This window comes from Franconibacter pulveris (assembly GCF_056780215.1).
The window spans coordinates 1688469-1709498 of the sequence record NZ_CM165555.1 but is presented as its reverse complement, the minus strand read 5'-3'; the positions used below and the strand labels follow the sequence as shown (position 1 = coordinate 1709498).

General features: G+C 54.6%; 20 protein-coding genes and 2 tRNA genes. 7 read left to right on the top strand and 15 right to left on the bottom strand.

Annotated elements, in window-relative coordinates:
* The first annotated feature begins 118 nt into the window (after positions 1-118).
* Entirely contained in the window at positions 119-1282 is a 1164-nt protein-coding gene (gene mdoC, locus ACU4F7_RS08080; RefSeq protein ID WP_481638405.1) for a glucans biosynthesis protein MdoC, read from the top strand.
* 34 nt (positions 1283-1316) lie between these two features.
* Here the strand turns inward: mdoC and ACU4F7_RS08075 are convergent, their stop codons facing one another.
* The 6 genes from ACU4F7_RS08075 to csgB all read right to left on the bottom strand — a co-directional run bounded on the left by ACU4F7_RS08075 (position 1317) and on the right by csgB (position 5219).
* Positions 1317-2804, bottom strand: a complete 1488-nt coding sequence (locus ACU4F7_RS08075) for a phospholipase D-like domain-containing protein (RefSeq protein ID WP_481638404.1) — start codon at positions 2802-2804, stop codon at positions 1317-1319.
* Positions 2746-3279, bottom strand: coding sequence for an O-acetyl-ADP-ribose deacetylase (ymdB, locus tag ACU4F7_RS08070; protein WP_029592478.1), 534 nt, complete (start codon positions 3277-3279; stop codon positions 2746-2748). The genes ACU4F7_RS08075 and ymdB overlap by 59 nt, the downstream gene beginning before the upstream one ends.
* An 83-nt stretch (positions 3280-3362) precedes the next feature.
* Positions 3363-3671, bottom strand: a complete 309-nt coding sequence (locus ACU4F7_RS08065; protein WP_481638403.1) for a hypothetical protein — start codon at positions 3669-3671, stop codon at positions 3363-3365.
* Between the two features lie 165 nt (positions 3672-3836).
* Positions 3837-4166 (bottom strand): curli assembly chaperone CsgC, encoded by a 330-nt coding sequence (csgC, locus tag ACU4F7_RS08060; RefSeq protein WP_029592476.1) that lies wholly within the window; start codon positions 4164-4166, stop codon positions 3837-3839.
* Positions 4167-4231: 65 nt separating this feature from the next.
* Positions 4232-4717 (bottom strand): curli major subunit CsgA, encoded by a 486-nt coding sequence (csgA, locus tag ACU4F7_RS08055; protein ID WP_029592475.1) that lies wholly within the window; start codon positions 4715-4717, stop codon positions 4232-4234.
* 46 nt (positions 4718-4763) lie between these two features.
* Positions 4764-5219, bottom strand: a complete 456-nt coding sequence (gene csgB / locus ACU4F7_RS08050) for a curli minor subunit CsgB (protein WP_029592474.1) — start codon at positions 5217-5219, stop codon at positions 4764-4766.
* A 773-nt stretch (positions 5220-5992) separates the two neighbouring features.
* On the opposite strand from csgB, the gene csgD reads away from it, so the two are divergent.
* The 4 genes from csgD to csgG are packed head-to-tail and all read left to right on the top strand — an operon-like array spanning position 5993 to position 8337.
* Positions 5993-6640 (top strand): biofilm master transcriptional regulator CsgD, encoded by a 648-nt coding sequence (gene csgD, locus ACU4F7_RS08045; protein ID WP_024556657.1) that lies wholly within the window; start codon positions 5993-5995, stop codon positions 6638-6640.
* 4 nt (positions 6641-6644) lie between these two features.
* A complete protein-coding gene (gene csgE / locus ACU4F7_RS08040) occupies positions 6645-7034 on the top strand; it encodes a curli production assembly/transport protein CsgE (protein ID WP_029592473.1) in 390 nt (129 codons plus the stop codon).
* 26 nt (positions 7035-7060) lie between these two features.
* Entirely contained in the window at positions 7061-7474 is a 414-nt protein-coding gene (csgF, locus tag ACU4F7_RS08035) for a curli production assembly/transport protein CsgF (protein WP_024556655.1), read from the top strand.
* A 29-nt stretch (positions 7475-7503) separates the two neighbouring features.
* On the top strand, positions 7504-8337 hold the full coding sequence (gene csgG / locus ACU4F7_RS08030; RefSeq protein WP_029592472.1) for a curli production assembly/transport protein CsgG: 834 nt from the start codon (positions 7504-7506) through the stop codon (positions 8335-8337).
* A gap of 50 nt (positions 8338-8387) precedes the next feature.
* Here csgG and ACU4F7_RS08025 read toward each other — a convergent pair whose 3' ends face one another.
* The 4 genes from ACU4F7_RS08025 to ghrA all read right to left on the bottom strand — a co-directional run bounded on the left by ACU4F7_RS08025 (position 8388) and on the right by ghrA (position 11330).
* Complete coding sequence (locus ACU4F7_RS08025; RefSeq protein WP_029592471.1) at positions 8388-8861, bottom strand: DUF1097 domain-containing protein; 474 nt, start codon at positions 8859-8861, stop codon at positions 8388-8390.
* A gap of 128 nt (positions 8862-8989) precedes the next feature.
* Positions 8990-9541 (bottom strand): TorD/DmsD family molecular chaperone, encoded by a 552-nt coding sequence (locus ACU4F7_RS08020; RefSeq protein ID WP_481638402.1) that lies wholly within the window; start codon positions 9539-9541, stop codon positions 8990-8992.
* Between the two features lie 21 nt (positions 9542-9562).
* A complete protein-coding gene (locus tag ACU4F7_RS08015; RefSeq protein ID WP_481638401.1) occupies positions 9563-10300 on the bottom strand; it encodes a PHP domain-containing protein in 738 nt (245 codons plus the stop codon).
* Positions 10301-10388: 88 nt separating this feature from the next.
* On the bottom strand, positions 10389-11330 hold the full coding sequence (gene ghrA / locus ACU4F7_RS08010) for a glyoxylate/hydroxypyruvate reductase GhrA (RefSeq protein ID WP_481638400.1): 942 nt from the start codon (positions 11328-11330) through the stop codon (positions 10389-10391).
* Positions 11331-11530: 200 nt separating this feature from the next.
* Between ghrA and ACU4F7_RS08005 the strand changes: the two genes are divergently transcribed.
* Positions 11531-11618, top strand: a tRNA-Ser gene (locus ACU4F7_RS08005).
* A gap of 1575 nt (positions 11619-13193) precedes the next feature.
* Here the strand turns inward: ACU4F7_RS08005 and ACU4F7_RS08000 are convergent.
* The gene (locus ACU4F7_RS08000; protein ID WP_481638399.1) at positions 13194-15518 is read right to left on the bottom strand and encodes an FdhF/YdeP family oxidoreductase; all 2325 of its coding nucleotides are present in this window, start codon (positions 15516-15518) and stop codon (positions 13194-13196) included.
* 312 nt (positions 15519-15830) lie between these two features.
* On the opposite strand from ACU4F7_RS08000, the gene ACU4F7_RS07995 reads away from it, so the two are divergent.
* A tRNA-Ser gene (locus ACU4F7_RS07995) sits at positions 15831-15918 on the top strand.
* 434 nt (positions 15919-16352) lie between these two features.
* Here the strand turns inward: ACU4F7_RS07995 and ACU4F7_RS07990 are convergent.
* From ACU4F7_RS07990 to efeO, 4 genes are all read right to left on the bottom strand, one after another.
* A complete protein-coding gene (locus ACU4F7_RS07990) occupies positions 16353-17054 on the bottom strand; it encodes a hypothetical protein (RefSeq protein WP_029592467.1) in 702 nt (233 codons plus the stop codon).
* 183 nt (positions 17055-17237) lie between these two features.
* Positions 17238-18026 carry a phosphate starvation-inducible protein PhoH gene (gene phoH, locus ACU4F7_RS07985; RefSeq protein WP_024559459.1) on the bottom strand — a complete coding sequence of 263 codons (789 nt, stop codon included), beginning with the start codon at positions 18024-18026 and terminating at the stop codon, positions 17238-17240.
* Positions 18027-18579: 553 nt separating this feature from the next.
* The gene (gene efeB, locus ACU4F7_RS07980) at positions 18580-19866 is read right to left on the bottom strand and encodes an iron uptake transporter deferrochelatase/peroxidase subunit (RefSeq protein ID WP_481638398.1); all 1287 of its coding nucleotides are present in this window, start codon (positions 19864-19866) and stop codon (positions 18580-18582) included.
* Positions 19867-19869: 3 nt separating this feature from the next.
* Positions 19870-20997 (bottom strand): iron uptake system protein EfeO, encoded by a 1128-nt coding sequence (gene efeO / locus ACU4F7_RS07975; RefSeq protein WP_481638397.1) that lies wholly within the window; start codon positions 20995-20997, stop codon positions 19870-19872.
* Between the last annotated feature and the right edge of the window lie 33 nt (positions 20998-21030).

Genomic DNA, 21030 nt, shown 5'->3' with positions numbered 1-21030 from the left:
TTCGCTTTTGGATTTTGTCCTGGAGACAGGTTGTCGGCGTTGGTGTAGGGTTGCCGCCGAATCTAAACATAAACCGTCCCTGGGATAAGACGAATAGTCCGAGAATTACCGGAGTTATATGACTAACACATCCGCACAGCGCGAGTTTTTCCTCGATTCCATCCGCGCATGGTTAATGTTATTGGGGATCCCGTTTCATATCTCGCTTATCTATTCGAGTCACCAGTGGCACGTCAACAGCGTCGCCCCTTCCGCCTGGCTGACGCTGTTTAATGATTTTATTCATGCCTTCCGCATGCAGGTTTTCTTTGTTATCTCAGGTTATTTTTCTTACATGCTGTTTTTACGCTATCCGCTTAAGCGCTGGTGGAAAGTCCGTGTAGAGCGCGTTGGCATCCCGATGCTGACCGCCATCCCGCTTCTTACCCTGCCGCAGTTCCTTATGCTGCAGCATGTGAAGGGAACGGCCGGAAACTGGCATTCGCTGTCGTGGTATGAAAAATACAATACGCTGGTCTGGGATCTTATTTCCCACCTCTGGTTTTTGCTGGTCTTGATAATACTGACCACGCTGGGGCTGGTGCTTTTTAAGAAATTCAGCAAACAGAAGGAAAAGCCGCAGAGCGATTTCTTCGCGCGGTTAACGTTAGGCAAGCTGTCGTTTATTTTTCTGCTGCTGGGCGTGCTCTACGCCGCGCTGCGCCGGGCTATCTTTATGATTTATCCCCCGCTGCTGAGCGACGCGCTGTTTAATTTCGCGTTTATGCAAACCGTTTTTTACCTGCCTTTTTTCCTGCTTGGCGCGCTGGCGTTTAAGCATGAAAGAATCAAAGCGATGTTTACTACCCCTTCGCCGGGGTGCGCCATCGCGGCGGCCATCGCTTTCGGCGCTTATCTGCTGAATCAGCGCTTTGGCAACGGCGACGCCTGGCTGTATGAAACGGAAAGCGTGATTACGATGCTGATGGGCTTGTGGATGGTGAACGTCGTGTTCGCGCTGGGCCATCGCCTGCTGAACGTGAAGTCTTCCCGCGTTACCTATTTCGTTAACGCCTCGCTGTTTATTTACCTGGTGCATCATCCGCTGACGCTGTTTTTCGGCGCGTATATCACGCCGCATATTGCCTCAAACACGCTGGGCTTTATTACCGGCCTGATCTTCGTAATAGGCATTGCGCTCATTTTGTATGAACTGCATCTGCGGGTAACGCTGCTGCGTTTCCTCTTCTCCGGCAAACCGCAAAACAAAGCGGTGAGCCTTACCTCTGCCGCGAATGAGTGATGTTCTGGCGGGCCTGGTAACGTTGCAGGCCCGCTTAAAGTAACCACTCCACCGGCAGCCAGGAGGCCAGGCGCACCAGCAGACGCTGGCTGAAGCGGGTTTTCGGCTCCTTTTTCAGCACCTTTTCCTCTCCGTCCTGATGCTCAATCCAGTTAATGCGCCCCCAGCGGTCAAGGCGCAGCTGCCAGGCCGCCTCCCGCTGGTTGCGGATAAAACGCTGGTGAAACAGCTTCGCCAGCGGCTCGCTCTGGATGACAAAACCCATCTCGGTATTGAGCATGGCCGACCGGGGGTCGAAGTTAAAAGAGCCGATAAAGACGTGGTTTTCGTCCACGCTGAAGGTCTTGGCGTGCAGACTGGCGCCGGAATTCCCGGTCAGTCCGCGGTCGCGCTGCACCGGCCCGGTTTCACGCGTAGGTTTAAGCTCATAAAGCTCAACGCCGTGACGCAATAATTTTTTGCGCCAGCGGGCATAGCCGGCATGTACCACCGCCACGTCATTAGCGGCCAGCGAGTTGGTTAATACTGCGACTTTCACCCCCTTGCGCCGCAGCGTCAGCAGCAACGCCACGCCCGAACGGGTCGGGACAAAATAGGAGGAGATGATGTCGATCGATTTTTCCGGCTGGCCGATAAGATTCATCATGCGCTGCGGCAGCAACGTGTGTTCTCGGGCCTTGCCCTGCCCTTTGCGCGGATCGTCGCTGACCAGACGGGTTTTCGCCCAGATAAGCGGCAGCGTGCGTGATTCAAGATGCGTTGCGAAACGGGTGCTGGAGAGCCGGTCCAGGTAGCGTTTGGCAATAGGATCGGTTTTCCAGTCTTCCGGCAACTGAACCCGGGCGTCAAGCTGTTCGTCATTCACATCCAGCACTTTCTGCAACGTGGAGACGGAACCGCTGCGCCAGTAGCGCTCGAAATCCTTTTCCACATCGGCCACCACCGGCCCGATGGCCAGCACGTCGAGGTCGGAGAAAAGCGGCTGCTCCCCGGCGCCAAAATAGGCGTCCCCCACGTTGCGCCCGCCGATAATGGTCACTTCGCCATCCACCGTAAAGCTTTTGTTATGCATACGGCGATTAAGCCGCGCGAAGTCGGTGAGATAACCTAACGCGCGCAGCGTGCGGAATGAAAACGGGTTAAAGAGGCGCACTTCGATAAGCGGGTGCGCATCCAGCATGCGCAGCGTGCTGTCGAGGCCCAGCGTATTGTTATCATCAAGCAGGATGCGCACCTTTACGCCGCGCCGGGCGGCGGCAAGCAGCGCGCTGAAGAGCAACCGTCCGGACATATCATCTTCCCAGATGTAGTACTGGACATTAATTGTCTGCTCCGCCATGCCCGCGAGCAGATAGCGGGCGGCGAAAGCGTCCAGGCTGTCATCAAGCGGATGCAAGCCGCTGTTGTGGGGATGCTGCGCCGTCGCAGGCGCAATCGCACGCCCAAGGCGTGTGCCATGCGGCTCAGACCGGGAATCGTTGGGTAAGTAACCTTTGGTAAAGTCGGGCGTTTTCTTCGTCATAGCAGACAAAGTATACCTGCTCCGGTAACGGGTGCCTGGTGAGATAATCCGAAACGGTGTCCATGGCGATTTGCGCAGCCGCCGCTTTCGGATAACCATAAATGCCTGTACTGATAGCCGGAAACGCCACGCTGCGATATCCATTTGCGCTCACCAGTTGCAGGCTGTTGCGATAAGCATCGCCGAGCAGCTGCGCCTCGTTGTCGCTTCCGCCCCGCCATATTGGCCCGACGGTATGTATCACGGCTTTTGCGGGAAGCTGCCCCGCCTCGGTAATCACCGCGTGACCAGGCGCGCACTCGCCCTGCTGCTGGCGAACCACTTTACAGGCGGCGAGCAGCGCTGGCCCCGCTGCGCGGTGAATGGCGCCATCGACGCCGCCGCCGCCCAGTAATGAAGGATTAGCGGCGTTCACGATAACGTCCACTTCCATGGTGGTAATGTCGCCTTCCTGTACATGTATGCGGTTTTGCATGGTGACCTCCTCACTTGACGCAATGATGTTAGTGTAGATCACGCATAGGGTCTGCCGCAGTCGATAAGCGAAACCGTAGTGCGTTACTGGTAGCTTATCTGCAACACGCCCAAACGGTGTGAAGCATCCAGCCACTTCATCTTCGCTGAGGCGTTTACCTGCTTGAGATTTACCTCTGCCGATTGATGAAGCGCCAGCGTCTGCCGCTGCATTTTTCCATCCTTAAAGCAGCTAAATATCGCCTTTCGCGCCTGGTTTTCCACCTGGCACCCCGCCTCGACGATGTCCCCCCTAAAATGAATAGTCCCATCATTTGCCGCAGCCGCAGTGACAACAGTAGAGAGGATAAGCAGCGCGCCGGAGGTGCTTTTAACGAAGGTTAACGTTTTCATTTACAGGGCTCCGTGTCGGTTTTGCCGTTTGGCTGTCTCACTTAACCGTAGACGTAAACTGATGTTAGCGCGCTGCCCTGATTGTCGGTTTTCCGGCGCCGCGCTCATTTTCTCTTAATGGATTCAGCAAGGACGCAACGGGCTCTTCTTTGCGTTAAATGGGGTTCAGACCCTGCCTGGCGGCGACCATTGGCGAGAAAGATGCAGCGCCTGCCCGTCGGTGACCGTCACGGTAACCACGACCTCATCGCCCTGCCCGGCGGAAAAGCGGATCTGCGAAAGCGCGTAAGGTTCCCCGGCTCTGATATTCACCCAGGCGTTTTGACGAGTGGTGCTGTTGCCTGCCGCGCCGTGGCGGGATGTCTCCATCTGCACGCGACACTGACAGTCCTGCGTGAGCGTAACCTGAGGTATGACAGTCCATGTATCGCCCTGTTGCTGGGCATCAAAGCCAATCTGGCTGGTAAGCGCAGCCAGGAGTATCAGCGTATGCATTTTCTTCTCCCGAAAAAAAACAGGGCGCAGGCCCTGTTTTTTTACATGTGTTTCTACAGGTACGATTAGTACTGCGCAGCGGTAGCCGAGTTGAAAGCGCCCACCTGAGTCACGTAAACCTGAGAAGAAGAAGCAGTCTGGTTAACGGTGGCGTTGTTGAAGTGGCCATCCTGGTCAACAGTAGTGGCAGAGTTACGGCTGCTCCACTGGTTAACCGTCGCGTTGTTGTGGAAACCATCCTGGGTGACGGTTACGCCGGAGTCAGAGCCGCCCCACTGGTCGATAGAGGCGTTCTGGCCATAGCCGTTCTGGGTCAGCTTGATGAAGCTGTTGTCAGAACCCTGACCGGTTTCAGCGTTGTGGTTGCCGCCGCGCTGTTTGATTTCAGTGGTTGAGTGATACGCGTCAGACTGCAGTGCATTAGCATGGTTGCTGGTGCCGTACTGATAAATTTTCAGGCTTGAATCTTCACCATATTGATGAAAAGGTGCTGCCAGTGCGCTCCCAGAAACTACCATTGCTGCCAGTGCTGCGACTTTGAAAAATTTCATGGTTTTTTCCCCATAGGATTGACGTTAAATAAGCCTAAAACGGCATTCAGCGCTGAATTACGCGAACTGCCATTTGCGACTGCTTTTGCACTACAACTGCGGATTTTTGCGTACCTGACTGGATAATATCTGCACGGTTGGCCGTACCTTTTTGAATAACCAACGCAGAATTATCGTAACCCTCTTGTTTAACGTTCACTTCATTGCCGTAGCCCTGTTGTGAAACGTAAGCAAGATTGTAATACCCTGATTGATCAACGTTTGCGCGGTTGGCGACGCCAGTTTGGCTAATCACCGCCTGCAATTTATTGCCATCCTGGCGAACCCAGGCGTCATTGTTTCTGCCTGTCTGACCAATAATCGCGGCCTGATTTAACGAGCCTTTGCTTATTTCATTCACGGCAAAGTTATATTCCGAAGCAGCAAGATCAAAATGACTTGCATGAGCTAAACCAGGCACACCCAGTATTGTTAACATCGTAAACAGCAATTTGTTTTTCATGTCTCCACCCTGGACCTGGTTGTTTATTTCGCGAAATAAACAACATGCCAACGACTAATAAGTAATCACAACAATTCATTTGATATTGCTGCGCTACGGAAATGAGTATGTCCACCGACGCGTTTTTTATATCTCACCTGCGAGTGGTATTTTCATTGCAGCCGTCATACCAAAGCATGAGGTTGTTTTTAAAGCGATTTCTGGGAGGGTTGCTGATATAGCGCTAAAAGCTGTTTTTGTTTTGTCACTTTGTCTTCATCAAGGTGACAACTCCGTGGTGTTAGCAAGTCTCAGCAAAAATTAAGATAATTTTGGACAGTTGCCTGACACACCTCCTTTTTTTCTTAAGGTAAACTTCGCGTAAAGCCATCATCAGAAAGAGGGGTATATCTTTTGAGGGTTACCACTTACCTGTAATTTATAAAAACATTTAAAATCAAATAGTTAAGTTTTAATGCCGCTTAATCAAAGCGATGCAATTAGTTAAAAATGTACAACTTTTCCATCAAAAACTAATATCGAAAAAATGGCATTGTTAACATTTCAATATGTTGAGTTACATTTGCTTACATCTTTAACACTTGCTTTAAGATTGGCAATGACTAGATTGAACTCATCAGAACTTTCTTGGTTTTAACATTTTCACGCCCTCCCAGGGCCTGATGTTTTGTTATTAACACACGCAGCAGTGCATTTTTCCAGTAACCTCTGGCGGATTGCTTTTATTTGCAATCTATTGCCGGGAACCAAATATAAAGCGCGGAGTTTTCATCATGTTTAATGAAGTCCATAGTTTACCTGTTCAGACTTTAATGCTGATCACTAAACCATCGTTACAGGCGACAGCCTTATTACAGCACCTTAAGACTTCTTTAATGCTCAATGGTAAGTTACATAATATTCAGCGTTCACTGGATGAAATACCAGTAAATAGTCTCATTCTGCTGGATATGATGGAAGCAGATAAGAAACTGATTAACTATTGGCAGGAAAATCTGGGTCGCCGGAACAACGTTAAAGTGTTGCTGCTCAACACGCCGGAAGAATACCCCTTCCGCGATATTGAAAACTGGCCGCACATCAACGGGGTTTTCTACTCAAACGAAGATCAGACGCGCGTAATCGAAGGGATGCAGGGCGTGATGCGCGGCGAATGCTACTTTAGCCAGAAGCTGGCGAGCTATCTTATCACCCGCTCCGGACATTACCGCTTCAATAGCGCGGAGTCGGCGCTGTTGACGCACCGTGAAAAAGAGATCCTCAATAAATTGCGTGTCGGCGCCTCGAATAATGAGATTGCCCAGTCGCTGTTTATTAGCGAAAACACGGTCAAAACCCACCTCTACAATCTGTTCAAAAAGATTTCGGTGAAAAACCGCACCCAGGCCGTCTCCTGGGCCAATGACAACCTCAGACGCTAACATCATGAACAAGTTAACTGGCTGGTTACTGGCCGCAGGGATCCTGTGCGCCACCGGCGGCGCGCGGGCGCTTGAAGTGGAAGTGCCCGGTCTGTTAACCGATCACACCGTTTCGTCTGTCGGCCACGATTTTTATCGCGCTTTCAGCGATAAATGGGAAAGCAGTTACAGCGGGAACTTAACGATTAATGAGCGACCCAGCGCCCGGTGGGGCAGTTGGATCACTATTACCGTCGAGCAGGATGTAATTTACCAGGTTTTTTTATTCCCGACGAAGCGTGACTTTGACAAGAACGTTGACCTCGCACTGGACCAGACTCATGAAGCGTTGCAGCGTCGACAAATTGATAAAGCATTATTAAGCACCGGCGATTTAACAAAAGATGAATTCTAACGTTTATTTCACTTCAGGAGGCTGTCATGCGGGTCGCATATGCGGTTATTACCTTGCTGTTAGTATCACCGCTGTCGTGGGGCGGAAATATGGTTTTTCAGTTTCGCAACCCTAATTTCGGTGGTAACCCCAATAACGGCGCTTTTCTTCTTAATGAGGCGCAGGCGCAAAACTCTTATAAAGATCCCAGCTATGACGATTATGCAATTGAAACGCCGTCAGCGCTGGACAACTTTACCTCAGCAATTCAGTCGCAGGTGTTGGGCGGCCTGTTAACCAATATTAATACCGGGCAGCCGGGAAGAATGGTGACTAACGATTACATCGTCGATATTGCTAACAGAGACGGACAGCTGCAGCTCAATGTCACCGATCGTAAAACAGGTAAAACCTCAACGATTCAAGTTTCGGGCCTGCAAACGGGAACCACTGATTTTTAGGCCCTGTTAATTTTTAAAGGATGACTATCATGCAGCGCTTATTAATACTTCTTGCCGTCACGTTGTTAAGTGGATGCCTGACCGCTCCGCCAAAAGAAGCGGCAAAGCCTACCTTAATGCCGCGGGCGCAAAGCTACCGTGACTTAACGAATTTACCCGACCCCAAAGGTAAGCTTTTTGTCTCGGTTTATAATATTCAGGACGAAACTGGCCAGTTTAAGCCTTATCCGGCCAGTAACTTTTCAACCGCCGTACCGCAAAGCGCCACGTCTATGCTGGTCACGGCGTTGAAAGATTCCCGCTGGTTTATTCCGCTGGAGCGTCAGGGATTACAAAATCTGCTTAACGAACGCAAAATTATCCGCGCGGCCCAGGAGAACGGCACCGTTGCGGAAAACAACCGCATGCCGCTGCAATCGCTGGTGGCCGCTAACGTCATGATCGAAGGCTCGATTATCGGTTATGAAAGCAATGTGAAATCGGGCGGCGTTGGTGCGCGCTATTTCGGCATTGGCGGCGACACGCAATATCAGCTTGATCAAATTGCCGTTAACCTGCGTGTCGTTAATGTCAGCACAGGCGAAGTGCTTTCGTCGGTGAATACCAGTAAAACCATTCTCTCTTATGAAGTGCAGGCGGGCGTATTCCGCTTCATCGATTACCAGCGGTTGCTGGAAGGCGAAATTGGTTATACCGCGAATGAACCCGTTATGCTCTGCCTGATGTCAGCGATTGAAACCGGGGTAATTCATTTGATAAACGACGGTATTAACCGCGGTCTGTGGGAGCTGAAAAATAAGGACGATGCGAAAAACACCATTCTTGCGAAATACCGCAGCATGGCGGTGCCGCCAGAGTCCTGAAAACGTCCTGACAAAATTAAAAAACCAGCGCAAGCTGGTTTTTTTATGCCTTACGCGGCTTGCGTACTTTTAGCGGCAAGCCGCGCCGCCAGCCAGTTACCGCTGCTTTTCATTGCAAATCCAAACAGCAAACCCAGCAGTAAAGCGGGCGCCACGCTCTTCCATTCCCCCTGCGCGGCAAACGTGGCGCAAGCGCCAATAAAGGTTCCCGGCACGAAAGAGAGAAGCATGTGTCTTGCCTGCATGCACATTAAAAAGGCGACGATGCCCGTCATGGCGTAGCCGAACAGCTCCGCATGCGGCGCCAGTGCGCCGCCGCGAATAATCACCTGCGCCCAGGCGACGCCGCTCAGTAAGGTGCAAAGCGTAGTGAAAAAGCCCGAGAGGCCAGGTTTCGGACAGGCAAACCAGGCGGTGCAGCCAAGGAAGCCTGCCCAGCCGGGCAGACCAAAACTCACCGCCGCCCAGCCCCAGAGGGCGGAAAGCAGGCCAGTCGTAAATGCGAGAGGGAAGAGTCTATTCATGGCGGCGTATACTAGCAGAAGGCCGCCGCACCAATGCGAAGTAACGCACAAAAATTGTAAAGTGAGGTTATTAATTACATTTTATTTGTGATTTTAATCACAAAAAACCGGGCATTCGCCCGGCTCTCTTATTCTTCCTCTTCCTGCAACTCTTCCCACATCGCCTGAATGGCATCGCGGGTTAACTGCGCGAAAGTTCGCCAGAACGCGCTGGCCGCATGCGCTTCCACCTTGCCCAGGAACGCGCCGCACCAGGGCAGCAGATAGTTATCGAATAAGGTTTCCAGCGCCTCGCTTTCATCATCCTGCGCCTGATCTTCAAGCCAGGAAGCCGCCAGCAGCAGCATGCCAAAGTGGTCTGCCGGCGCGTCGGAAAGCGGCATGCCGCGCTCGCTCAGAAACGCCCTCACCTCTTCTTCCTTCGCCCCCTCTTGCCATGCGGAACGCAACGGCGATACGCGGCGCTCATCACCGGTAAACAGCGTACGGTAATCCGCCGCCACGTCTTGCGCGTTATAGCTTTTTTGCAGACGCGCCAGCAGCTCATCCTGCTCAAGCGGCCAGCTCTGGGCCAGCTTGCCTTCGGCAATCAGTGACCAGACCGGGGCAAGCACCGCATCCTGCGGTTCACGGTACCAGAGGGAGCCAAGCAGACGGCAGATAATCGAAAATTCATTCATGAAACAGATCCATTGGGTTTATTAAAAGGCGGCGAATTCGGCGATGGGCGCCATGCCGCGGGATTCGAGGAAATTAAGCAAACGGCGCGGCGTGACGTTAAGAATGCGATCCTCGGGGAACGCCACCTCGTCGAGAATTTTGCGACACTCCTGAAAATCCCCCAGCGTAAAAGCGGTATGAGAATCAGACCCCAGCGCCAGCCAGCCGCCTGCGTCGCGCACCGCTTCGGCAATGGCGCGGCAATTCGGTCCGCTACCCTTGCGCGAATGCGTAAAGGAAGAGTTATTCAGCTCCAGCGCCACCTGATATTTAGCGGCGGCGGCAGCTATCGCGGGAATATCGACCGGGAACTTCGGGTTGCCCGGGTGGCTGATGATATGCACGTTGCCGCTCGCCATAGTGGCGATCATCGCCTCAGTGTGAGTGGCTTTATCCTGCGGTGGAAACACCGGCTCGTGGAAGCCCGCCACGATCAGATCGAGCGAATCCAGCATCGGGCCGGTGCAGTCTATCTCGCCTGCGGTATTTTTAATATTGGCTTCGATGCCGCGCAGGATGCCAACGCCATCCACCACGCGCGGCCAGATGCGCATGTTGATAAAGTGCCAGTAGTGCGGCGCGTCGGCCATATCAGGACCGTGATCGGTAATGGCGAACAGCTGAATGTTTTTTTGCTTTGCCGCAGCGATATAGTCGTGAAGGTTACTGTAAGCGTGGGTACTGGCGACGGTATGCATGTGCAGGTCAACGGGATACATGGCGCTCTCCTTTCAGTTTTGGGCAAGGATAACAGGTATCGGCGTTGAGGTTTAGCCTGAAAGCCCGGCAGGAAGGCCGGGCACGGGTTTAGTAGCCGCGTTGGAGGTCGACCTGGCCTGTAGGATGCTGGCCTTTATCAAGCTGAATAATCGTTGACGAAATAAACTCCACCGCTTGCGCCGGACGTGTTACCGCCGCGACGTGCGGCGTCATCGCCACGCGCGGGTGCCGCCACAGCGGGCTTTCCGCCGGCAGCGGTTCGCGGGAGAAAACATCCAGCATTGCGCCCTTAAGCTTGCCGCTATCCAGCGCCGTCAGCAGATCGTCTTCTACCAGATGTACGCCGCGGGCAAGGTTAAGCACGTAAGCGTTATCCGCCAGCTGGTTTACTAATTCGCTGTTGATAATGCCCACCGTTTCCGGCGTATTAGGCAGCAGGTTAATTAACACGCGCGTATTATTCGCAAACGCGCTCAGCTCTTCCCTTCCGGCGAAGCTTTTTACGCCGGAATAATTTTTATGGCTGCGGCTCCAGCAGCGAACCGGGAAACCCCAACCGACCAGGCTTTCCGCAACCTTCCCTCCCAGCACGCCTGCGCCCAGAATGCCGATAGTGAAATCTTCACGCTCATAGTCGGCCAGCGGTTCCCATTTCGCCTGCAGCTTCAACGCCTGGTAATCATCAAAGCGGCGGAACCAGTGCAGCACCTGGCTTACTGCATATTCCTGCATTTGCTCCGCCATGCCGGTATCTTCAAGCCGGAACAGCGGCACGCCTGCGGGCAGCAAGTCCGGGTCCGTTTTTAGTTTGCTGAGGATGGAGTCTACGCCGGCGCCCAGGGCGAAAACCGCTTTTAGCCCGGTGCGCCCGCGTAACATTTCGACCGGCGGATGCCAGACCAGCGCGTAATCTGCCGGGCCGTTATCGCCGGAGCGCCATTCACGTATCCGGGCGTGAGGAAGCTGTCGTTGCAGCAGGGATATCCAGTGGTTAGCGTCAAAAGTGGGATGGTAAAAAATGATGTCCATGGCTTCTCCTTTTTCCCCAGGATTACGCGAAAGCGTTGTCGTTGCAAGACTATTGCCATAAAAACAGGCAATTTGTCTTTTTAAGAAGCATGTTGCTGGAAGTTTGAGTAAACGCGCCGGAAATTCCGAAAAGTGTATTGACTGGCGTTAGCCTTTTCCCTACATTAGCGCCCGTCCCGAGCATATCGGGAAGACAATATGGTGAGGTGTCCGAGTGGCTGAAGGAGCACGCCTGGAAAGTGTGTATACGGCAACGTATCGGGGGTTCGAATCCCCCCCTCACCGCCATATTTAAAGAAGAAGCTTGGGTTAACGCCCAGGCTTCTTTGCTTTTATATCGCGTCCACCCGGGGGGATGAGAAGCCCCGACCGGGGGTCGACAGGCGGTTTACCGCCTGGACGGCAGGACCGCTTGCGGGCATGCCGCCCGTAGGGCGAGCGCCAGCGAGTCAATCCCCCCCTCACCGCCATATTTAAAGAAGAAGCTTGGGTTAACGCCCAGGCTTCTTTGCTTTTATATCGCGTCCACCCGGGGGGATGAGAAGCCCCGACCGGGGGTCGACAGGCGGTTTACCGCCTGGACGGCAGGACCGCTTGCGGGCATGCCGCCCGTAGGGCGAGCGCCAGCGAGTCAATCCCCCCCTCACCGCCATATTTAAAGAAGAAGCCTGGGTTAACGCCCAGGCTTCTTTGCTTTTATATCTCGCCGAGCCGGGGGATGAAAGGTTCACGGGCCTTCCCCTAAATCTGTAGGCGATATGAAACGGTGTGGATCGTTCCGTTCGCTTATGCCCAGGCTTTTTATGGCACGCTTTCTCACGCGAACGTGCAAAGGGGGCTCGCCGCCGCCCCCTTTGCAATCCCGGCTCCCGGCGGAAAATCGCCCCTGCGGGGAGACCTCCGCTTTTCCTCTCCGGCTTCGGGTCGGGCATGACAGTGCGTCCCTGCACTGACATCCCCTTGCACCGGGTCCTCCGGTGCAACCCGGCCTCCGTGGAAAAGCGGAGGCGATTTTGAGCCGGGCCCAAACCCTCGCTGTCAGGCTTTTTGGATAACGATATGCGTTGGCCCGAAGGGGGAAGCCCACGGACGGGCCGGGTAACGGCGAGCGCCAGCGAGTCAATCCACGCTCTCACCGTCGTATTTAAAGAACAAGCCTGGGTTAACGCCCAGGCTTCTTTGCTTTTATATCGCGCCCACCCGGGGGGATGAGAAGCCCCGACCGGGGGTCGACAGGCGGTTTACCGCCTGGACGGCGGGACCGCTTGCGGGCATGCCGCCCGTAGGGCGAGCGCCAGCGAGTCAATCCCCCCTCACCGCCATATTTAAAGAAGAAGCCTGGGTTAACGCCCAGGCTTCTTTGCTTTTATATCGGCTTCAGGTTTATGGCAGGCGAGCCGCACATACCCGCCTCACCCCTTCTCTCAACGTTGAAGCGAAGGGGTTTCTCCGGCTTAAAAAATCGCCTCAGCTTTTTCTCGCAGGCCAGGGCACGCCCGAGGGACCGGGCGTGAGGGCTCGTCGATACAAGGATGTATCGTCGTGCCCGACCTGAAGCCGTAGAGGAAAAGCTGAGGTCTCCCCGCAGGGGCGATTTTCGGCCGGGAGCCGGGATTGTTAAGGGGGCGGCGGCGAGCCCCCTTAACACGTTCGCAGGATAGAAGCTGACATATGAGCGCAGCACCCCGGCGAACGGAACATACCACTGTGTCCACCTATACCCCTCTCCCCGACGGAGCCAGGGAGAAAACCAGCCTCCCGGCAAACGGAACATACCACCGGGCCCACATCTGCCCCTCACCCCAACCCTCTCCTCCTCGCCGGGGAGGAAGGAAACAACCTGCGCAACGGAAGAGACTACGCTTAGCGCCGCGCGCCTGAGGTTTCCACAGGCACAGCGACTTTCTCCATCGCAATCGGAATGCTTTTATAAGCCGGAATGCCGCTCTGGGTATCATGGCTGTCCAGCGGCACCAGTACGTTCGCTTCCGGGTAGTAAGCGCCAACAGAGCCGGGAGCCATATCAATAACCACAATAGTAAGGTTCTGCATCCGGCGCGACGTAGGGTTGCCTTCAGGATCGAGAGCGACGATATTGACCTGATCGCCAACCCGTAGCTGCCGTTTCTCGGCTTCATCCGGGTTAATAAACAACACGTCCCGCCGCCCTGTCACACCGCGGTAGCGATCGTTGAGACCGTAAAGCGTTGTGTTGTATTGATCGTGACTGCGAAGCGTCGTGAGCACCAGATCATGACACTTCAGCGAGCGCGGATCTTCATTAATCCCCTGCATCACTTTGAACTGCGCTTTCCCGGTTGGCGTATTCCAGACACGCTCCGAAGCGGCATTGCGCAGCCGGAAACCGCCGGGCTTTTTCACGCGTTCGTTATAGTTGGCGAACGCCGGGAACACTGCCTCTATCTTTTCGCGGATAAAGCTGTAATCCCCCACCAGCCTGTCCCAGTTGACCACGCTGTCAGGCAGCGTCGCTTTCGCAATGCCCGCCACCAGCGCGGGTTCAGATTTCAGGTGCGGCGAAGCGGGTTTCAGCGAACCGCGCGACGCGTGCACCATCGACATGGAATCTTCTACCGTAATGCTCTGCGCGCCGGAGGCCTGCTCGTCAATCTCGGTGCGGCCAAGCACTGGCAGCAGATAGTTATGCTTACCGAGCAGCAAATGCGAACGATTAAGCTTAGTCGCCATATGTACGACCAGGTCGAGGTTGCGCATGGCGGGAAAGGTAACCTGCGGGTCAGAGATGGCTTCGGCAAGGTTACCGCCCAGGCACAGTAACGCTTTGGCTTTGCCATCGCGCATCGCCTGGATAGCCGCTACCGCGCCGTGTCCATGTTTTTGCGGCGGCTTAAAGCCAAAGACGCGCTCAATGCTATCGAGCAACTCTTGCGACGGAATTTCAGTGATCCCCACAGTGCGATCGCCCTGCACATTAGAGTGACCGCGCAGCGGACAGATGCCGGCGCCTTTTTTACCGATATTGCCGCGCAGCAGCAGGAGATTAGCGATTTGCTGAACATTCTGGGTGCCATACTGATGCTGCGTGATCCCCATACCGTAACAGACGATCGTGCGTTGAGCATTGGCATACAGGCGAGCGACATGCTGGATCTCTTTACGCTCCATGCCGGAGACCTTCAGAATATGGTCCCACTCGGTCGCGTCGAGATCCGCCTTCAACGCCTCGAACCCCTCGGTATGCTCGCGGATAAAAGTTTCATCCAGCACCCCCGGCTGGCCTTTTGCCAGGCGTTCTTCATGCATCGACAACAAAATTTTCATTACGCCTTTCAGCATGGCTGCATCGCCGCCGACGCGCACTTTGTAATAAGTCGAGGCGAGCTCCGTGGAGCTTAGCGACAGCATTTCGATAGGGCTTTGCGGCGAGGTAAAGCGCTCAAGGCCGCGCTCGCGAAGCGGGTTGATGGCGACGATAGTCGCGCCGCGTTTTGACACTTCACGCAGGGTGCCAAGCATGCGCGGATGGTTGGTGCCCGGATTATGACCGATGCAAAGCACCAAATCGCAATGATTGAAATCTTCCAGCTCCACCGTGCCTTTACCCACGCCGATGGATTCCGGCAAACCTACGCTGGTCGGCTCGTGGCACATGTTCGAGCAGTCCGGGAAGTTATTAGTGCCGTACTCTCGGGCGAAAAGCTGCCAGAGAAAAGCCGCTTCGTTCGATGCGCGCCCGGATGTGTAAAACTCCACGCTGTCAGGATCGTCATAGCGTCGTAGATGGTCGCCAATCTCTCTGAAGGCGGTTTCCCACTCGATGGGCTGGTAGGTGTCGCTTGCCGGATCGTATTTCATCGGGTGCGTCAGGCGTCCCTCGCCTTCCAGCTCAAAGGCGTTACGCTCCCACAGTTCGCTTACGGTGTGCGCGGCGAAAAATTCCGGGGTGGTGCGTTTACTGGTCGCTTCCCAGGTAACCGCCTTGGCGCCGTTTTCACAAAACTCAAATGAGGAGCCGTGTTGCGGGTCCGGCCAGGCGCAGCCGGGGCAGTCAAACCCCTGCGGCTGGTTAACCCTGAATAAAGCAATCACGTCTTGCTTCACCGACATTTGACCGCGTATTGCGTCAGCAACCGCCTTCAACGCTCCCCAACCGCCTGCTGAGCCGCCATAAGGCGCAATACCGATAGTGCGATTTTGCTCTTTCATAATGCTCCACATCGTCCGTCTAATAGTTTGGTCTTAAGCCTGGTACAGAAAACGCGATAAGCGAAGCACAGGCTTGCTTATCCGCTGCTGATTTACGCAGGCTGACGTGAACGGGAGCGTTGCGCTTACTTGCTCTACGAAGGCGTTTGCGAATGTTTCTGTCCGGCGCGCTCACGGGCATTGATGGCAAAGAGCCATTTCGTTTAACCCTTAACCGAACGATTAAGAAAGAAAAAATTCTGCTTGACCGATTTTATGCTCCCCCCTATAGTAGCGCCCCGTTGCCCCCGACGAGTGGGCAGCAGACAATATGGTGAGGTGTCCGAGTGGCTGAAGGAGCACGCCTGGAAAGTGTGTATACGGCAACGTATCGGGGGTTCGAATCCCCCCCTCACCGCCATATTTAAAGAGAGAGCCTGTACGAAAGTACGGGCTTTTTCGTTTTTATATCTCGCCGAGCCGGGGGGATGAGAAGCCTCGACCGGGGGTCGACAGGCGGTTTACCGCCTGGACGGCAGGACCGCTTGCGGGCATGCCGCCCGCACAAAAACGCCGGGAGCGTTTTTGAACAATGCGAAGCGTTGGCCCCGAAGGGGCGAGGCCCATGGATGGGCCGAGTAACGGCGAGCGCCAGCGAGTCAATCCCCCCCTCACCGCCACACTCAAGGCGCAACCCCTACTCGCTTAAGCGGCGGGAGGCGGCGCTTAGCGGTATAAAGCATGGCTCGTTATGGCGAAAGGTAGAAAAACCATCCGCCAGAACGCATCGTCCCCTGAGCGAAAGGCAAAAAAAACCCGGCGTTACCGCCAGGCTTTTTCGCCTTACCCGCTTCGTTATTGCAGAAACTCGGCCTTATGGGCTTCAAAATCTTTCATACATGCGTCCATAAAGCCGCGCGTGACCTCGGTCACTTTCTGGTAATTGTTCGCCTGCCACTGGGCTAACGGCGCTATTACTGTCTTTGGATAACACAACACCGAGGCAGAGGCTTCTTTGCCATTTTCCAGCGCGGTTTTTGTGCGGCTGATCGCCGCCTGATAGTGAAGTTCGTAGTTGTCGCCGCCGGAGAGGTTTTCATAAACCAGCATCCAGTCATAAGGGCGAATCTCAATCGGGTGTTTTATCTCTCCGGCGGGCAACTTCGCCATATCTGCCTGAAGCGCTTTCTTCACGCCATCAGAAAAATAAGCAAGCGTTGGGTTATGCATCGTGGCGATCGGGGTACCCACCAACTGGTATTTTGTAAACCCTGACTCCTGGGCGCTGCCCGCCGCCAGGCTTGCAATAAATTGCAGGGTTTTAAGCGCAACCACTTTGCTGGTGTCGCTGCGGGTAATATAGCGCAGCGAAGTATCGGTTGGCTGGTGCGTATCGGTTCTGAGCTGCTCGTAGCTTTGAATCGACAATATCGCTCCCCTGTCCCCTTGCAGGGTGCTGGTGCTGACCACCTTCTCTTCTGGCGGCAACGGTTTATTGCTGCACCCGGCTAAGGCCAGCGAGAAAAGCAAAAAGGGAAGCGAGAAAGAAACTTTCATAACGATATCCTTACCAAAACGTATTTAAATACAGCCATTTATTTATTTTTATGGCGCTTTGCGTTAAGGGTTATCGGCCAGGCGATAAAAAATATAAGGATAAAGGCAAGCAAATATTAGGGGCTTTACAAAGGAAAACCGGCGCCTGTACGGACGCCGGTTTGTATTTTTTCACCAGCAATGTTAATCGTAGGCGTTGAGCGTACGCTGGCAGAGTGCGGAGCGGACACAATCGTCTTTGGTGAAGCGCACCACGCCGATCATGTCATCCTCTTTGAAACGCGCCAGCGCATCGCTCAGGCCGGACTGCACGCCGGCGGGCAAATCGCACTGGGTAATATCGCCATTGACGATAACGGTCACGTTCTCCCCGAGGCGGGTCAAAAACATTTTCATCTGCGCAGCGGTAACGTTCTGAGCCTCGTCCAGAATCACTACCGCATTTTCAAATGTACGTCCGCGCATATAGGCGAACGGCGCAATCTCTACCTTGCCAATTTCCGGTCGCAGGCAGTACTGCATGAACGAGGCGCCAAGGCGGCGCACCAGAACATCGTAGACCGGACGGAAATAAGGCGCGAACTTCTCAGAAATATCGCCGGGCAGGAAGCCGAGGTCTTCATCGGCCTGCAGTACCGGGCGAGTAACAATGATCCTGTCGACATCCTTGTGAATCAGGGCCTCAGCCGCCTTCGCCGCGCTGATAAACGTTTTGCCGCATCCGGCTTCGCCGGTGGCGAATATCAGCTGTTTACTCTCAATAGCTTCGAGATACTGCGCCTGAGCTTCACTGCGCGCCGCTATTGGCGATGTATCGCGACTGTCCCTTGCCATGCCAATAGCTTCAACGCCGCTCATCTGCACAAGCGAAGTGACCGACTCCTCTTCACGCTGCTTGTGGCTGCGTGAATCCCGTCTTAACACCCGTTTTGCTTCACGACGAGCTTTGATCACTGCTTTCTGTCTTCCCATGGATGGCACCTTGTTAAGTAGGTTTACATTGCCCGCGTCGTCACTGCCGACGCGATTATGCGCACGAACAACGTAGGTTTGGCTTCCTTGTAAGCCATGATTGCCGGAAAAAGACGCAGTAGTACGGCTACGCGCACCGCTTACTGCGTCGGTTGAATGTGAGGAGGAAGTGGAATGTCTGGATGAAGAAGTGAAGACGATTTTGCCGGAGGTAGTATCTCCGCGCCGGGCTTTGCGGGGGGTTTTATGTTTTAGTCCATCACGGGACACTACCATTCGCGATCTCCATAGTGAAAAAACTGTTCACAACCGGGAACTACCGCATCTGCTCTAAGTACATCAAATTTTTTCATAAAAGCAACATAGATTTTACTTATTTTTAACTTTTTAAGTCTTTTCTGACGATGCACTTTTTATGACACAGAAATATTACAGAAAAGTATCAACACTATAGTCATAGTAAAATTCTTATCCCGGCTGCGCCAGTAAAGTGTTAACAAATGAAACAGAAGATGTAAGAAGGTGTCCCCGCCTGACGCGGCGGGGAGAGGGGTCAGGCCTGCAGCAGCCCTTCGGCAAGATAATGCGCGTTATCACTAACGCCCGGAAGGGCAAAGAAATAACCGCCGCCGATGGGTTTCACATACTCTTCCAGCGCTTCGCCGTTCAGCCGTTTCTGGACGCTTAAAAAGCCTTTTTCCAGGTCATGCTGATAGCAGACAAACAGCAGCCCCATATCAAGCTGACCGGAATTGGTGACGCCGAGCGAGTAGCTGTAGCCCCGGCGCAGCATCAGGCTGGACTGGGTTTCCGGCGTGCGCGGGTTGGCCAGCCTGATATGGCTATCCAGCGCGATAACCTCGCCGTCCGGGTCGCTCGCGTAGTCCGGCACGTCGTGCTCATGCTGCATGCCAAGCGGCGCCCCGCTGTGCTTTTCGCGCCCAAAGATGGTTTGCTGCTCCTTAAGCGGCGTGCGGTCCCAGAACTCGACATGAAACTGAATGATGCGCACCGCCTGATAGCTGCCGCCTGCTGCCCAGGCGGGTTCGCCCTGATCCGGCGTCACCCACAGGATGTTGTCCATCAGTCTGGCATTCTGCGTATCCGGATTGGCCGTGCCATCCTTGAAGCCGAGCAGATTAATCGGCGTTTCTTTACCCCGGCTGCGCGCCGCGTGGTCGGAGATAAACCCCTCCCGCTTCCAGCGCACGCTCAGGAGATCCGGCGTGTGTTTGATAATGTCGCGCAGCGCGTGAATAACCGTATCCTGGGTATTGGCGCAAATTTGCAGCAGCAGATCGCCATGGCAGAGCGCCGCATCCAGCGAATCGTTCGGAAAACGCGTCATCTTTTGCAGCTTTTTCGGCATCTGCGCCGCCAGCCCGAAGCGTTCGTCAAACAGAGAATGACCGACTGAAACGGTAATCGTCAGGTTATCCGGCGCGATAACATCGCCAAGAATACCGGAATCCATCGGCGGCAATCGCGGGTTGGGCGTTTGCGGCGCCGGACCGCCTTCGGTTAAGAAAGCGATACGCTTCGTCAGCAGACGAAACAGGCGCTCCAGATCGGCCTTGTCCGCGGCCAGCACATCGAAAGCCACCAGCATCATGGCGGCCTGTTGCGGCGTGACGATGCCCGCCTGATGCGGGCCGTAAAAAGGCTGCTTTTCCTGACGGCCATCCGGCGAGAGCGTGCCTGGCGGCGCTGAAGGCTTAGCGCCGTGCGCCACCGGACAGCCGCCCGTAACGGCCAGCGCCCCGCCAAGCAGTCCGAGCCCTTTCAGCAGTCGACGACGCGCCGGCTCCGGCGCGTTCGGGTGTTTTGTCGCGTCGTTCATGCTTTAGTCCAGACCGAGCACGCCACGCAGCAGGGAGAGGTCTTCAGCCAGCGCCGTCACCGGCCCTTTCAGCGCGTTACGATCGGCGTCGGTCAGCTTGTCGTAAGTTTCAAACCCTTCTTTGGCGCGGTACTTCGCGAGGATGGTATTGACCTTCTTAAAGTTGGCGTCCACTTTCGCCAGCAGTTCCGCGTTGTCTTTTTGCAACTGCGGACGCAACAGCTCGACAATCTTCTGCGAGCCTTCCACATTCGCCTGGAAATCCCACAGATCGGTGTGGCTGTAACGATCTTCTTCACCGCTAATTTTGCTCGCCGCCACTTCTTCAATCAGCCCGGCCGCGCCGCCTACGACTTTACCCGGCGGGAAAGCGAGCTCGCTGATGCGTTTTTGCAGATCCTGAACGTCGCGGTAAAGCTGGTCGGCATAGGTATCCATTCCCTTCACGCTGTTATCGCCAAACAGCGCTTTTTCCAGACGGTGGAAACCGGTGAATTTCGGGTCTGCCGCTTTCTGCTCATAATCGTCCTCACGGGCATCGATGCTGCCGTCGAGGTCAGAGAAAAGCTCGGCGATAGGCTCAATGCGCTCGTAATGCTGGCGCGTCGGGGCGTAAAGCGATTTCGCTTTTTCGATGTCGCCCGCTTTCACCGCGTCGGTAAAGGCTTTGGTGCCTTCCACCAGCGCGGCGGTTTCGGCGGTAACATACGCTTTATACTGGGTGATGGCGCCTTCAAGCGACATCAAATCGCTTTTCGCCGCTGGCTGCGCGCCGCCCGCTGCTTTCACGATGAGCTTGCCTTTAGGGTTGCTCAGCAGGCCGCAGGTCATGTCATATTCGCCTGGCTCCAGGTTCGCCGTCATTTTCTGGCTGAAGCCTGGCGCAATGTTCTCGCGCTCTTCCACGACCATCACCCCTTTGAGGATCTCCCACTCCAGCGCTTTCTGGCTGTGGTTGAGGATCAGGAACTGGGTTTTGCCCGCGTTGACGGTAAGCGTCATCGGCTCGCACTGCTTGTCGTTTACCGTGACCTTAACCTGTGGAATATCAGCCGCGTTGACGGCAAAGGCGGAAGATAAGAGCGCAAGCGTCGTCAACTGCAGCGCGCTGCGGCGAAAGTGTCTCGTCATGACCATTCCCTATAAAAGTATGTTGTAACTAAA